The organism is Streptomyces sp. MMG1121 (assembly GCF_001280015.1).
GTDB lineage: Bacteria > Actinomycetota > Actinomycetes > Streptomycetales > Streptomycetaceae > Streptomyces.
The window spans coordinates 13,791-27,569 of sequence record NZ_LGDV01000192.1 but is presented as its reverse complement, the minus strand read 5'-3'; the positions used below and the strand labels follow the sequence as shown (position 1 = coordinate 27,569).

The 13,779-nt window shown below is 71.1% G+C and carries 14 protein-coding genes; 11 read left to right on the top strand and 3 right to left on the bottom strand.

Going from position 1 to position 13,779, the window contains the following annotated elements; genetic code table 11:
- The first annotated feature begins 97 nt into the window (after positions 1-97).
- The 7 genes from ADK64_RS21700 to ADK64_RS21670 all read left to right on the top strand — a co-directional run bounded on the left by ADK64_RS21700 (position 98) and on the right by ADK64_RS21670 (position 5,986).
- Positions 98-1,132 (top strand): ABC transporter ATP-binding protein, encoded by a 1,035-nt coding sequence (locus tag ADK64_RS21700; RefSeq protein WP_053661499.1) that lies wholly within the window; start codon positions 98-100, stop codon positions 1,130-1,132.
- Positions 1,129-1,770 (top strand): ABC transporter permease, encoded by a 642-nt coding sequence (locus ADK64_RS21695; RefSeq protein ID WP_053661498.1) that lies wholly within the window; start codon positions 1,129-1,131, stop codon positions 1,768-1,770. The genes ADK64_RS21700 and ADK64_RS21695 overlap by 4 nt, the downstream gene beginning before the upstream one ends.
- 1 nt (position 1,771) lies before the next feature.
- On the top strand, positions 1,772-2,434 hold the full coding sequence (locus ADK64_RS21690) for an ABC transporter permease (RefSeq protein ID WP_053661497.1): 663 nt from the start codon (positions 1,772-1,774) through the stop codon (positions 2,432-2,434).
- A gap of 20 nt (positions 2,435-2,454) precedes the next feature.
- Positions 2,455-3,384 (top strand): ABC transporter substrate-binding protein, encoded by a 930-nt coding sequence (locus ADK64_RS21685; protein ID WP_053661496.1) that lies wholly within the window; start codon positions 2,455-2,457, stop codon positions 3,382-3,384.
- Positions 3,385-4,803, top strand: coding sequence for a purine-cytosine permease family protein (locus tag ADK64_RS21680; protein ID WP_053661495.1), 1,419 nt, complete (start codon positions 3,385-3,387; stop codon positions 4,801-4,803).
- Positions 4,804-4,921: 118 nt separating this feature from the next.
- Positions 4,922-5,500, top strand: a complete 579-nt coding sequence (locus ADK64_RS21675; RefSeq protein WP_078992772.1) for a carbonic anhydrase — start codon at positions 4,922-4,924, stop codon at positions 5,498-5,500.
- 60 nt (positions 5,501-5,560) lie between these two features.
- Entirely contained in the window at positions 5,561-5,986 is a 426-nt protein-coding gene (locus ADK64_RS21670; RefSeq protein WP_053661494.1) for a hypothetical protein, read from the top strand.
- 13 nt (positions 5,987-5,999) lie between these two features.
- Here ADK64_RS21670 and ADK64_RS21665 read toward each other — a convergent pair whose 3' ends face one another.
- On the bottom strand, positions 6,000-6,761 hold the full coding sequence (locus ADK64_RS21665; RefSeq protein ID WP_053661493.1) for an SDR family oxidoreductase: 762 nt from the start codon (positions 6,759-6,761) through the stop codon (positions 6,000-6,002).
- 147 nt (positions 6,762-6,908) lie between these two features.
- On the opposite strand from ADK64_RS21665, the gene ADK64_RS21660 reads away from it, so the two are divergent.
- On the top strand, positions 6,909-7,784 hold the full coding sequence (locus ADK64_RS21660) for a helix-turn-helix domain-containing protein (protein ID WP_053661492.1): 876 nt from the start codon (positions 6,909-6,911) through the stop codon (positions 7,782-7,784).
- A gap of 366 nt (positions 7,785-8,150) precedes the next feature.
- Here ADK64_RS21660 and ADK64_RS21655 read toward each other — a convergent pair whose 3' ends face one another.
- Positions 8,151-9,542, bottom strand: coding sequence for a cystathionine beta-synthase (locus ADK64_RS21655; RefSeq protein WP_053661491.1), 1,392 nt, complete (start codon positions 9,540-9,542; stop codon positions 8,151-8,153).
- Between the two features lie 160 nt (positions 9,543-9,702).
- Between ADK64_RS21655 and ADK64_RS21650 the strand changes: the two genes are divergently transcribed.
- From ADK64_RS21650 to ADK64_RS21640, 3 genes are all read left to right on the top strand, one after another.
- A complete protein-coding gene (locus ADK64_RS21650) occupies positions 9,703-10,722 on the top strand; it encodes an SGNH/GDSL hydrolase family protein (protein WP_199829677.1) in 1,020 nt (339 codons plus the stop codon).
- A 337-nt stretch (positions 10,723-11,059) separates the two neighbouring features.
- Positions 11,060-12,280, top strand: a complete 1,221-nt coding sequence (locus tag ADK64_RS21645) for an acetyl-CoA C-acetyltransferase (RefSeq protein WP_053661490.1) — start codon at positions 11,060-11,062, stop codon at positions 12,278-12,280.
- Positions 12,281-12,563: 283 nt separating this feature from the next.
- Positions 12,564-13,346 carry a hypothetical protein gene (locus ADK64_RS21640; RefSeq protein WP_053661489.1) on the top strand — a complete coding sequence of 261 codons (783 nt, stop codon included), beginning with the start codon at positions 12,564-12,566 and terminating at the stop codon, positions 13,344-13,346.
- A gap of 24 nt (positions 13,347-13,370) precedes the next feature.
- On the opposite strand, the gene ADK64_RS21635 is transcribed toward ADK64_RS21640, so the two are convergent.
- The gene (locus tag ADK64_RS21635) at positions 13,371-13,682 is read right to left on the bottom strand and encodes a hypothetical protein (RefSeq protein ID WP_199829676.1); all 312 of its coding nucleotides are present in this window, start codon (positions 13,680-13,682) and stop codon (positions 13,371-13,373) included.
- Positions 13,683-13,779 lie beyond the last annotated feature (97 nt).

Sequence of the window (13,779 nt, the reverse complement as noted above, 5' to 3'; positions counted from 1 at the left end):
GGACATCGGTTACCTCGGATTAACACCGAAGCATTGACAACCTATTCAGACACCAAGAACTCTGCATGACGTTATACAGCCGGGCAAGGGACATCTCATGATCCAGTTCGACGCGGTGAACAAGCGCTTCCCCAACGGCACGACAGCAGTCCACGATCTCGACCTGGAGATGCCGGAGGGCGGCCTCACCGTCCTGGTCGGGTCTTCCGGTTGCGGCAAGACCACCACCCTGCGGATGATCAACCGGATGATCGAGCCGACCTCGGGCACCATCCGCGTCGGCGGCAAGGACGTCACGCGGCAGGACGCAGCCGAGCTGCGCCGCTCCATCGGCTACGTCATCCAGCAAGCCGGACTCTTCCCGCACCGCACGGTCCTCGACAACATCGCCACCGTCCCGCTGCTGCTCGGCTGGAACCGCAGGAAGGCCCGGGCCCGCGCCGCCGAACTGCTGGAGACGGTCGGCCTCGCCGCCGACGCCGGCAGGCGCTACCCGCACCAGCTCTCCGGCGGCCAGCAGCAGCGCGTCGGCGTGGCCCGCGCGCTCGCCGCCGACCCGCCGGTGCTGCTCATGGACGAGCCGTTCGGCGCGGTCGACCCCGTCGTGCGCACCCAGTTGCAGGACGAACTGCTGCGCCTCCAGCAGGAGTTGAGCAAGACCATCGTCTTCGTCACGCACGACATCGACGAGGCGGTGCGGCTCGGCGACCGCATCGCGGTGTTCCGTACCGGCGGCCATCTCGTCCAGTGCGCCCCGCCCGCCGAACTCCTCGCCCGCCCCGCCGACGACTTCGTGGCCGGCTTCCTCGGCGCCGAGCGCGGACTGAAGCTGCTGTCGCTGAAGACCCTCGCCGACGTCCCCCGGGGCCCGGCACCGGAGGGCGGCACCTGGACCCTCGTCCTCGACTCCGCGAACAGGCCCCTGCACTGGGCCTCGAAGGACGCCGAGATCCCCGTACGACCACTGACGGACGGCGACTCCCTCCTCTCCGCCCTCAACGAGTCGGTCGCCTCCCCCACCGGCCTGATCGCCCGCGTCGACGCCGACGGCGTCCTCACCGGCGTCTCCTCCCGGGACGACATCCACGAGCACGCCGGCCGTGCCCACGCCGAAGTGCGGGTGGCGGCATGACGATCGACTGGTCCTGGATATCCGCCCACACCGACGACCTCACCTCACTCACCCTCTCCCACCTGCAGGCCGCCCTGACCGCCGTCCTCCTCGGGCTGCTGATCTCGCTGCCGCTCGCAGTGATCGCCCACCGGATCCGCCCCCTGCGCGGCTTCCTGCTGGGCCTGTCCAACGTCCTGTTCACGATCCCGTCGATCGCGATCTTCGTGCTCCTGCTCCCGGTCAGCGGCCTGACCCGGACCACCACCGTGACCGGCCTGACGGTCTACACCCTGGTCGTCCTGCTGCGGAACACCGTCGAGGGCCTCGACTCGGTCCCCGTGAAGGTGAAGGAGGCCGCGAAGGCGATGGGCACGCGCCCGCTGCGCACGCTCCTCACCGTCGAGTTCCCGCTCGCGCTCCCGGTGATCATGGCGGGCGTCCGCATCGCCACGGTGATGTCGATCTCCCTCGTCTCCGTCGCGACCTACATCGGCGACGGCGGCCTGGGCCAGCTCTTCACCGACGGCTTCCAGCGCGACTTCCCGACTCCGGTGATCGCCGGAGTGGTCCTCACCCTGCTCCTCGCGGTCGTCGCGGACGCGGCCCTGGTCGCCGTCCAGTACGCCCTCACCCCCTGGACCAGGAGGCGAGCCTGAGATGTACGAACTGCTCAAGAACCTCGGCAGCTGGCTGACCAGCGGCGCCCAGTGGGCCGGGCCCGACGGCATCGCCCACCGTCTCGCCGAGCACCTGCAGTACTCCCTGCTGGCCACGCTCATCGCGGCCGCCATCGGACTGCCGCTCGGCCTGCTCATCGGACACACCGGCAAGGGCGCGTTCCTCGCGATCAACCTCGCCTCCTTCGGTCGCGCCCTGCCCACCGTCGGCCTGGTCGTGCTGGTCTTCCTGGCCGGCGGCTTGTCGATGCTGCCGGTGTACGTCGCGCTGGTCGCCCTCGCGGTGCCGGCGATCGTCACCAACACCTACGCCGGCATGACGGCCGTCGACCCGGACGTCAAGGACGCGGCGCGCGGCCAGGGCATGCGCGGCCACCAGGTACTGCTCCAGGTGGAACTGCCGCTCGCCCTCCCGCTGATCATGACCGGCCTGCGGCTGGCCCTGATCCAGGTGGTCGCCACGGCCACGATCGCCGCGTACGTCTCCTTCGGCGGCCTCGGCCGCTACGTCTTCGACGGCCTCGCCCAACGCGACCTCGTCCAGGTGCTCGGCGGCGCGGTGCTGGTCGCCCTGGTCGCCATCGTCCTGGACGTGGCCCTCGCCTCCCTCCAGCGCTTCCTGTTCCGCCACCGCACCGCCTAGGAAACCCGAGGACCCCCGCAATGAACCGACGTACTGTCCTCGGCGGCCTGTTCGCGGTCGCCTCCGTCCCCGCCCTGACCGCCTGCGGAGGCGGCATCACCTCGCTCAACAGCCAGGGCTCCACCAGCGGCGGCGGCTCCAGCAAGGGCGGAGTCACCATCGGCACCGCCAACTTCACCGAGAACCAGGTGCTCGGCTACCTCTACGCGGCCGCCCTGAAGGGCGCCGGCGTGAAGGTGACCGTCCGCCCCAACCTCGGCACCCGCGAGATCGTCATCCCGGCCCTCAGGGGCGGCGACATCGACCTCCTGCCCGAGTACCAGGGCGCCCTGCTCAACTACCTCGACCCCAAGGCCACGCCCACCGAGGCGGGCGCCATGCAGAACGCCCTCGCCCAGGCCCTGCCCGCCGGCCTCCAGGTGCTGCCGTACGGCATGGCGGAGGACTCGGACGCCTTCGTCGTCACCCGGCAGACCGCGAGGAAGTACGGCCTGGCCTCCCTCGCCGACCTGAGGAAGCACAACGGCAAGCTCGTCATCGGCGCCGCGCCCGAAGTGAAGAAGCGCCAGGTCGGCGCAGTGGGCCTGAAGGACGTCTACGGCGTGGAATTCAAGGAGTTCAAGTCGCTCGACTCCGACGGGCCGCTGGTCAAGGGCGCGCTGAAGAAGGGCGACGTGGACGTGGCGAACCTCTTCACCACCGACACCGACATCAAGGCCAACGACTGGGTGGTGCTGACCGACCCCGCGCATCTGGTCCCCAGCCAGCACATCGTCCCGCTCGTCGCCGACCGCAAGGCCGACGACACCGTCCGCAAGGCACTCGCGGGGCTCGGCAACCTGCTGACCACCGCCCAGCTCACCGAGCTGAACCGCCAGGTGGACAAGGACAAGAAGGACCCAGAGGACGTGGCGAACGCCTACGCCCGGCAGCACGGGCTGGTGAAGTAGGTGAGCGGCCTGGTGGAACTGCGCTCCATCGACGTCGTTCCGGACGAGGAGCGGCACGGCACGGCCTTCAGCCAGTTCACCCTGTGGCTGGGCGCCAACCTGCAGATCACGGCCGTCGTCACCGGCGCCCTCGCGGTCGTCTTCGGCGGCGACGTCGTCTGGTCGGTCGTCGGCCTGCTGCTCGGCAATCTGCTCGGCGGCGCGGTGATGGCCCTGCACTCGGCGCAGGGCCCGAAGCTGGGCCTGCCTCAGATGATCCAGTCACGGGCGCAGTTCGGGGTGCGCGGGGCGGTCGTACCGCTGCTGCTGGTCGTGGTGATGTACATCGGCTTCTTCGCGTCCGGCAGCGTGCTCGCCGGGCAGGCGGTGGGCGAGCTGACGCACACGAACGACACGACCGGCATCGTCGTCTTCGCGGCCGTCACGGCGGTCACGGCGGCGGTCGGCTACCGGGTGATCCACGCCCTCGGCCGGATCACGAGCACGATCTGCGCCCTCGCCTTCGTCTGTCTGGGCGTACGACTCCTCGACCGGGCCGACGTGACCGCGCTCCTGCACGACGCCCACTTCTCCCTGCCGATGTTCCTGCTGGCGATGTCCCTGTCGGCGTCCTGGCAGCTGGCCTTCGGGCCGTACGTCGCGGACTACTCGCGCTATCTGCCGCGCACGACGTCCACGAAGGCGACCTTCTGGTGGACCCTGTCCGGCTCGGCGCTGGGCAGCCAGTGGTCGATGACGTTCGGGGTGCTGGTCGCGGCCACCGCGGGCGCGAGGTTCCTGGACAGCCAGGTCGGCTACGTCGTCGCGCTCGGCGGCACCGGCCTGGTGGCCTCCTTCTTCTACTTCGTCATCGCGCTCGGCAAGCTCACCATCAACGTGCTCAACACCTACGGCGGCTTCATGTCGATGGTGACGAGCGTGAGCGGCTTCAGGGAACAGCGGCGGCTGTCCCGGGCCGGCCGGGCCGCGTACATCGCGCTGATCATGGTGCTGGGCACGGCGGTGGCACTGCTGGGCAAGGACAGCTTCCTGTCCTCCTTCAAGGACTTCCTGCTGTTCCTGCTGACGTTCTTCACGCCCTGGTCGGCGATCAACCTGGTCGACTACTACCTGATCTCGAAGGAGCGGTACGACATCCCGGCGCTGTCCGACCCGAACGGCCGCTACGGAGCGTGGCGCTGGGACGCCCTCGCGGTCTACGCGGCCGGCCTGCTCGCCCAGCTGCCGTTCCTCGCCACGAGCTTCTACACCGGCCCGCTGGTGGACCCGCTGGGCGGCGCGGACGTCTCCTGGATCGTCGGTCTGGCCGTACCGGCGCTGCTGTACTGGCTGGTCGGACGGCGCAATGCGGCGTACGCGCCGGAGCCCGCGGCGCCCGCGCCCGCTGTCGGCCAAGGAGCGGTATCGCCACGTCGATGATCTGACGACGAATCAGCCAAGTGTCGTTAAACGGCGACTGAGGGTGACGTTTCCCCTGCGTACGGTGAACAAGCGCTCCGTGAACAGGCGCTATCGGTACGACTCCTGAGGAAGCGTCATGGCCGTGCCCACGCTCCACCCCGCACCGCCGTCCACTGCCGCCGCCGCGCTCGGTGAACTCCTCGCCGGCAACGCACGCTACGCCGCCGGCCGCCCCCGGCACCCGCACGGCGGCCGTGCCGGGCAGCGCCCGTTCGCGGTCGTCGTCGGCTGCGTCGACTTCCGGCTGCCGCCGGAGCTGGTCTTCGACCAGGGGCTCGGGGACCTGCTGTGCACCGGGACCGCCGGCCAGGTGCTGGACGAGGCCGTGCTCGGCTCCGTCCAGTACGGCGTCCAGGAGCTGGGCATCCGGCTCGTGCTGGTGCTCGGGCACGAGCGGTGCGGTGCGGTCGCCGCCACGCTGGAGCATCTGCGCACCGGGGCGGCCGTGCCGGGCCATCTGGAACTGCTGGTGGACGAGATCGCGCCCGCCGCACGGCGTACCCGGGAGCGGAGCGGGAACTGGGCGGAGCACACGATGCGGGCGCACACCGCGTGGGTACGGGACGTCATCCGGGCCGACCCGGCGTTCGGCTCCGCCGGGGTCGAGGCGGCCCGGTTCGACCTCGGCACCGGGGTCGTGAGCCTGCTGCCCTGAGACGGGACAGGGGGGCTATCCCCAGTGCGGTGCAGGCGGCCGCTCCCTAATCTGAACGGCATGAACAATCTGGACCCGCGGGACGTGGACCTGCGCAAGGACCTCGACGCCACGGTGCGGGCGCGACGGGATCTGGGCGACGACTACGACGCCGCGCTGGTGGACTCCTTCCTGGAGAAGGTCGAGCAGCGGATCGACGACGCGGTGGACCGCCGGGTGCGGCGGCACCTCGCCGAGCAGCAGACGCAGAGCGCGCGCGGCGCCCGGCGGCCGAAGGACGCCGACACCTGGGCGGAGCGCTTCGGGTTCGCGATCATCTCGCTGATCCTCGCGATCCCGCTGACCGCCGTCTGCGGTGGCATCGCGGGGACGGCCGGGACGTTCGCCGCCTGGGCCGGCATCGTCGGCGTCAACTTCGCCCAGGCGGTCCGGCTCAACCCCGAACTGCTCAGCGGCCGGCGCGAGCGGTCCCGCGAGGACGGCTGAGCAGCCCTCCGGCTCAGGCCTGCCGGGTCGGCAGGACCATGATCTGGCGGAGGTTGACGTGCCGGGGCCGGCTGGTGGCGTACGCGACGACGTCCGCGACCTCCGCCGCCGACAGGGTGCCGATCGCGTCGAGCATGCCGTCCAGCTGCCCGGACAGCTCCGCGCTGTCGATGTGGTCCTTCAGCTCCGTCTCCGTCAGCCCCGGCTCGATGTTCGTCACCCGCACGTCCCGCGGCCCGAACTCGCCGCGCAGGGACTGCGAGAGATAGGTGACCGCGGCCTTCGTGGCGCCGTACACCGCGTAGTTGGGGAAGGGGATGTGGGCCCCGACGGAGGAGACGTTGACCAGGTCGGCGGTGCGGCCCTCGGCCGCGGCGGCCACCAGGTCGGCGCCGAAGGCGCGGATGACCCGCAGGACGCCGGTGACGTTCGTGTCGAGCATCCGCTGCCACTCGTCGAGCCGGCCCTCCACGACCGGGTTCGGAAGCATGACACCGGCGTTGTTCACGACGAGGTCGACGGGCCCGAACGTCTCGTGCACCAGGTCCCGGGCCGCGTCCACGGACGCGTCGTCGGTGACGTCGGCGGCCACGGCGAGCGCCTCGCCCCCGTCGGCCCGGATCTTCTCCACCAGCGCCTGAAGCCGGTCCGCGCGCCGGGCGAGCAGCGCCACCCGGGCGCCCTCGGCGGCGAGTTGCAGCGCGAGGGCCTCACCGATGCCGCTGGCGGCGCCGGTGACGACGGCGGTACGGCCGGACAGGTTCTCGTACGACATGGGTGTTCCCCCCGGATCGTCCCGCCGGGGCGTCTCCCCGGCGGCTGACTCCACCTTCGCCGGGTCCGGCGGCCGTACCCAGGGATGAGCTTTTCCTGGGTTTGCCAGTACCAGGTTGGCCGTGCGCGCCTCCCCTACGATCGACGTATGGACGGGGACTGGCCTGAAGGGGAAGTCGGCGACTTCCTGCGCTCGCGACGTGCACGCATCCAGCCCGAGGAGGTGGGGCTGACCAGACACGGGCGGCGCCGCGTACCGGGCCTGCGCCGCGAGGAGGTGGCCCAGCTCGCGGGGGTGAGCGTCGACTACTACATCCGCCTGGAGCAGGGCCGGGGATCCGGGGGCACCTCCCGGACGGCGTCGGGGGGAGTCAGTGACGCCGTGCTGGACGCGATCGCCCGGGTGCTGCGGCTGGACGAGACCGAGCACGCCTATCTGAGGACGGTGGCCCGGCCACGGCAGCGGCAGCGCGGAGCACGGGACCGGCGGCCGCCCGCCCCCCGGGTCCGCCCCGGCGTCCAGATCCTGCTCGACGGCATGGAGCGCAGCCCGGCGTTCGTGCTGGGCCGCCGTATGGACGTGCTCGCGTGGAACGCGCTCGGGGACGCGGTGAACGGCTTCAGCCGACTGCCGCCGGCCGGACGGAACATCCCCCGGCAGGTCTTCCTGGACCCGGCCGGGCGCGAGCTGTACCCCGAGTGGGCGGCGGTGGCCGCGCAGACGGTGGCCCATCTGCGACTCGCCGCAGGCAGATACGCCGACGACCCCGAACTGTGCGCCCTGGTCGGCGAACTCTCCCTGAAGAGCGAGGACTTCCGCCGGCTGTGGGCGGACCACGAGGTCCGGGAGTGCGCGTACGGCGTGAAGAAGATCCGGCACCCGGTGGCGGGCCTGCTGACCCTGCCGTACGAGACCCTGACCGTCGGGCAGGACCCGGAACAGACGATCGTGGTGTACACGCCGGAGGCGGGCTCGGAGACGGCGGAGCGACTGGCACTGCTGGGCAGCTGGACGACGGTCTGACCGCTGGGGAAAGGCTTTCGCGGGGACCGCCGCACCCCCGTTTCCGGGGGGCGGGACGACGGCGGTCCCCGCGAGGGACACGGGCCGGGTCAGGGCCGGGCTTCCGCGTCCGTGGCGTCCATGGAGGTCCGGGAGCCGCTCCGGAGGTCCTTGGCGCCGTTCGGCGTCGGCCCGGGCGGGGAGCCTCCCCCAGTGCTTGACGCCTGGGGTACCTCCGCGCCCTGCCGACGCCCACCAATCTGCCGGACCCGTGTTAAGCGTGTGCTGCGCGGACGTGACACGCTCGTACCACTTCCGAGAAGTCCGCCCGTCCGGCAGACCACCCACAAGTGGCGCGGGGAAACCGGCGGTTCACCGCCTGTTCGGCTACTGCTTTCCGCCCTTGGCGAGGAAGGCCAGCAGGTCCTGCCGGCTGACCACACCGGTCGGCTTGCCCTCGACGAGGACGATCGCCGCGTCCGCCGCGCCGAGCACGGACATCAGGTCGGCGACCGGCTCGCCGGAGCCGACCTGCGGCAGCGGCGGGCACATGTGCTTCTCCAGCGGGTCGGTCAGGGAGGCACGCTGGGAGAACAGGGCGTCCAGCAGCTCCCGTTCCACGACCGAGCCGACGACCTCGGCGGCCATCACGTCCGGGTGACCGGCGCCCGGCTTGACGACCGGCATCTGCGAGACGCCGTACTCGCGCAGCACCTCGATGGCCTGGCCGACGGTCTCCTCGGGGTGCATGTGCACCAGGGACGGGATGGAGCCGCCCGCCTTGTGGTCGAGGACGTCGCCGACGCGGGCGCTGGGGCCCTCGTCCTCGAGGAAGCCGTAGTCGGCCATCCACTCGTCGTTGAAGATCTTGCTGAGGTACCCGCGCCCGCTGTCGGGCAGGAGCACGACCACGACGTCGTCGGGCCCGAGCCGCTCGGCGACCCTCAGCGCCGCCACGACGGCCATACCGCAGGAGCCGCCGACCAGCAGCCCCTCCTCCTTGGCCAGGCGGCGGGTCATCTGGAAGGCGTCCTTGTCGGACACGGCGACGATCTCGTCGGCGACGGTGCGGTCGTAGGCGGTCGGCCAGAAGTCCTCGCCCACGCCCTCGATCAGATACGGCCGCCCGGAGCCGCCGGAGTAGACGGAGCCCTCCGGGTCGGCGCCGACGACCTGGACGCGACCGTCACTGGCGTCCTTCAGGTAGCGTCCGGTGCCGGAGATCGTCCCCCCGGTGCCCACGCCCGCCACGAAGTGGGTGATCTTCCCCTCCGTCTGCTCCCACAGCTCGGGGCCGGTCGAGTGATAGTGGGAGAGCGGGTTGTTGGGGTTGGAGTACTGGTCCGGCTTCCAGGCGCCCGGGGTCTCCCGGACGAGCCGGTCGGAGACGTTGTAGTACGAGTCGGGGTGCTCGGGATCCACGGCGGTCGGGCAGACGACGACCTCCGCGCCGTACGCGCGCAGCACGTTGATCTTGTCGGTGCTCACCTTGTCGGGGCACACGAAGATGCACTTGTACCCCTTCTGCTGGGCGACGATCGCCAGCCCCACACCGGTGTTCCCGCTGGTCGGCTCGACGATGGTGCCGCCCGGCCGCAACTCCCCGCTCTGCTCGGCGGCCTCGATCATGCGCAGGGCGATGCGGTCCTTCACGGAGCCGCCGGGGTTGAAGTACTCCACCTTGGCAAGGACGGTCGCCCGGATGCCCTTGGTCACGTTGTTGAGCCGCACCAGCGGGGTGTTGCCGACGAGGCTGATCATCGAGTCGTGGAATTGCACCGTTGTCTCCGGTTGCTGCAAAAGGTGTGGTCGTAGTGGTGTCGCCAGCCTAAGGCCAGCTGTGCGCCTCGGGCGGTCGTTCACTCCCCGTTGAGATTGGCGCACGGCCTGTACGGGGCAAGGAGTGGATGTACGGCTACGAGGGAGGTGGCGGCGACGCATGACGAACATGTCGAGGGCACGGGTGGCCCGGCGTATCGCGGCCGGAGCGGCGTACGGCGGTGGCGGGGCCGGCCTGGTCGGCGCGGCGGCCGTGGGCCTGCTGCTGGCCGAGGTACGGCTGGCCCGGCGCCATGTGGGCAACGGCAGCGGCGGCCGGGTGCCGGTGGCCGACGGCGTCTACGGCCACGCCTACGACGTCCCCGGCGAACCTCCCCTCCAGCTGGTCGTGCTCGGCGACTCCACGGCGGCCGGGCAGGGCGTGCACCGGGCGGGCCAGACGCCGGGGGCGTTGCTGGCGGCGGGGCTGGCGGCGGTGGCGGAACGCCCGGTGGAGCTGCGGAACGTGGCGTCGCCGGGCGCCCAGTCGAACGACCTGGACCGCCAGGTGGCCTTGGCGCTCTCTTCGGCATCCCCGGTCCCCGACGTCTGCGTGATCATGATCGGCGCGAACGACGTGACCCACCGGATGCCGCCGACCCGTTCGGTACGGCATCTGTCGTCGGCGGTACGGCGGCTGCGCACGGCCGGTGCGGAGGTGGTGGTCGGCACCTGCCCCGATCTCGGCACCATCGAGCCGGTGCAGCAGCCGCTGCGCTGGCTGGCCCGGCGGGCCTCGCGGCAACTGGCGGCGGCGCAGACCATCGGGGCGGTGGAGCAGGGCGGGCGCACGGTGTCGCTGGGCGATCTGCTGGGCCCGGAGTTCGAGGCGAACCCCCGGGAACTGTTCGGCCCGGACAACTACCACCCCTCGGCAGAGGGCTACGCGACAGCGGCGATGGCCGTCCTCCCCACGGTCTGCGCGGCCCTCGGCCTGTGGCCGGCGGAGGAGGAACGCCCGGACGTGTCCCGCCGCGAGGGCTTCCTGCCGGTGGCCCGAGCAGCAGCGGAGGCCGCCTCCGAGGCGGGCACGGAAGTCACAGCGGCGATGCCGACCGGCCCGCGCGGCCCCTGGGCCCTGCTGAAGCGAAGGCGCAGGCGCAGGGTCCCGGAAGCCGAACCGGCAACCCCGTCACGCTGACCCGCCTTGCCCACCCGCCCGTCCCCGTCAGTCGGCAGGCACAGCCGGGGGCGTCTCGGCCGGTCGGCGGACGCCGCCCGGTGCGGCAGCCCTTCGACCGAGCGGAGACGGGTGGGAGGGTGGACGAGAAGGGGGTCCGGGAGGCGGAGCCCCCTGGGCGGCGCTCCCGCCCACCCGCACCGTGGCACCCGCACCTCGTCGGCCGAACCCCGGAGGCCCAAGCAAGCGCTTAGAAACTGCGGTCAGTGTCACACCCCCACACCGGTGACCCAGACCATACGTACCGGTAACTTCCCAACCGGCACTGCCCGAAAAAACACCGTCCACTGGAGCCGTGATGCCCGAAGCCGTCATCGTCTCGACCGCCCGCTCCCCCATCGGCCGCGCCGTCAAGGGCTCCCTGAAGGACCTGCGCCCCGACGACCTCACCGCCACGATCATCCAGGCCGCACTCGCCAAGGTCCCCGAGCTGGACCCCCGGGACATCGACGACCTGATGCTCGGCTGCGGCCTCCCCGGCGGCGAGCAGGGGCACAACCTCGGCCGTATCGTCGCCGTGCAGATGGGCATGGACCACCTGCCCGGCTGCACGATCACCCGCTACTGCTCCTCCTCCCTGCAGACCTCCCGCATGGCCCTGCACGCCATCAAGGCCGGCGAGGGCGACGTCTTCATCTCGGCCGGTGTCGAGACGGTCTCCCGCTACCTCAACGGCAGCTCCGACGGCATGCCCGGCACGCACAACCCGCTCTTCGCCGAGGCCGAGGCCCGCACCGAGGCCGTCGCCCAGCAGGAGGGCACGACCTGGCACGACCCGCGCGAGGACGGCCTGCTCCCCGACCCCTACATCGCGATGGGCCAGACCGCCGAGAACCTGGCCCGCGCCAAGGGCATCACCCGCCAGGACATGGACGAGTTCGGCGTCCGCTCGCAGAACCTCGCCGAGGAAGCCATCAAGAACGGCTTCTGGGAGCGGGAGATCACCCCGGTCACGCTCCCCGACGGAACCGTCGTCAGCAAGGACGACGGCCCGCGCGCGGGCGTCACCCTGGAGGGAGTGGCCGGACTCAAGCCGGTCTTCCGCCCGGACGGGCTCGTCACGGCCGGCAACTGCTGCCCGCTCAACGACGGCGCCGCGGCCGTCGTCATCATGTCCGACACCAAGGCCCGCGAGCTGGGCCTGACCCCGCTCGCCCGCATCGTGTCCACCGGCGTCTCCGGCCTGTCTCCCGAGATCATGGGCCTCGGCCCGGTCGAGGCCAGCAAGCAGGCCCTGCGCCGCGCCGGTCTGACCATCGACGACATCGACCTGGTCGAGATCAACGAGGCCTTCGCCGCCCAGGTGATCCCCTCCTACCGCGACCTCGGCATCGACCTCGACAAGCTGAACGTCAACGGCGGCGCCATCGCCGTGGGCCACCCCTTCGGCATGACCGGCGCCCGCATCACCGGCACGCTCATCAACTCGCTGCAGTTCCACGACAAGCAGTTCGGCCTGGAGACGATGTGCGTCGGCGGCGGCCAGGGCATGGCGATGGTCATCGAGCGCCTCAGCTGACCCACCGACCGTAGCGGGACAGGCACGTCACGTCAGGAATCGGCCCGGAACCGAGGAAACACCACGGTTCCGGGCCTTTTCGTGATCCAATCTCCCCCAGGATGTGACCTATCTCGCTCGCCGGCCGCATCCATGCAGGTCAGTGCAGGTCAACATGGTTCTCAAGAAATCCACGAGGCCAAAGTCCTGTCCGTTTCGTGACGTTACGCACTGACAGCTGGTTAGTCCACCCTTCAAGCTGATGTAGGAAGTCGGGGGTCGACTTTGAACCGGGAGTACGTCAGTGAGCGCCATGCCGATCGCCCTGCTGCTCACCACGGCCGCCACCGGCGCCGTGGGCGTCGCCGTCCTGCGCACCGTTCTGAAGCTGCGCCGTCAGCTCACGGCACTGCAGGCACAGCTCGCGGAGAGCCAGTCAGCCGCCACGCGCGCGCTGGTGCCGAACGCCCGCAGCCACAGCGACGCCGACCAGATACGTGCGGCCGTGGCCGAGGCACTCGCCGAGGAGCGGGAGCGGGAACTGGCCGAGGCGCGCGCCTTCTGGGCCGCTCAGGAGGCCCGTGACGCCTCCGACGCACCGTCGCTGCTCGGCCTGTCCGACGCCGACGTGTTCCTGCCGCGGCAGAGCGACTTCGTCGGCCTGGAGCCGGTGTCCGAGCAGACCACCGACGCCGACGAGTTCGCCGGGGACTCCCCCGAACTGGCCGCGGCCCGCCGCCGGCACCCCTCGCACCCCGACTTCGTCCCGGTGCAGTCGCCCGCGGTCAACGACCACGAGCGCACGGTGACCACGCTGGAGCAGCTGAGCGCCGAACGCGTCGAACTGGCCGACGTCCGCCCGGGCCCGCTCGGCACCCTCGACGTCTACGTCTTCGCCGACGGCACCACCCTGTGCATGACCCCGGGCCACCGCGAGACCGCCGAACGCCTGGCGGCGGCCGTGGAGACGGGCGACACCCCGTACCTCCTCGGCGGTTCGGGCATCTCGGGCGCCTACACCCTCACCTTCGCCTGCGGCGAGGACATGGTCTACATCCTGGCGGACAGGGTCATAGCCTCCCTCTGAGCCACCGGCAAGGGGCGGCGCCCCTCAGACCCCCGCCCTCTTGCGCGCCTCCTCCACCAGGCTCACCGCTTCAAAAACCTCGTGCTCGCTGTGCAGCACCAGAGCCAAGTCATGCGCGGCGACGAGAATCTGATCCGCCGCCGCGAACATTCCCGCATCCGGCATCTGACGGGGCTCGCTCCCCGGCTCCTCGACGCGCTGCGCCCACTGGGCCAACTCCTGGGCCAGTGCCAGCGCCTCCGCCGCGGCCCCTCTCTGCAGCCGGCTCTGCGGAGCGGCCCGCAGCCGGTCGGCGAAGTGATCCACTGCTTGAGTCAAGGGCGTCGTATCAACCACGCGCCGAGCGTAACGCGCCGCACTGTTGCCAACACGCGAACGCTCAGGCACGGTGACGTGAAGGACCGGCTTACATCCCCTTTGCGTTCGGAGGCGC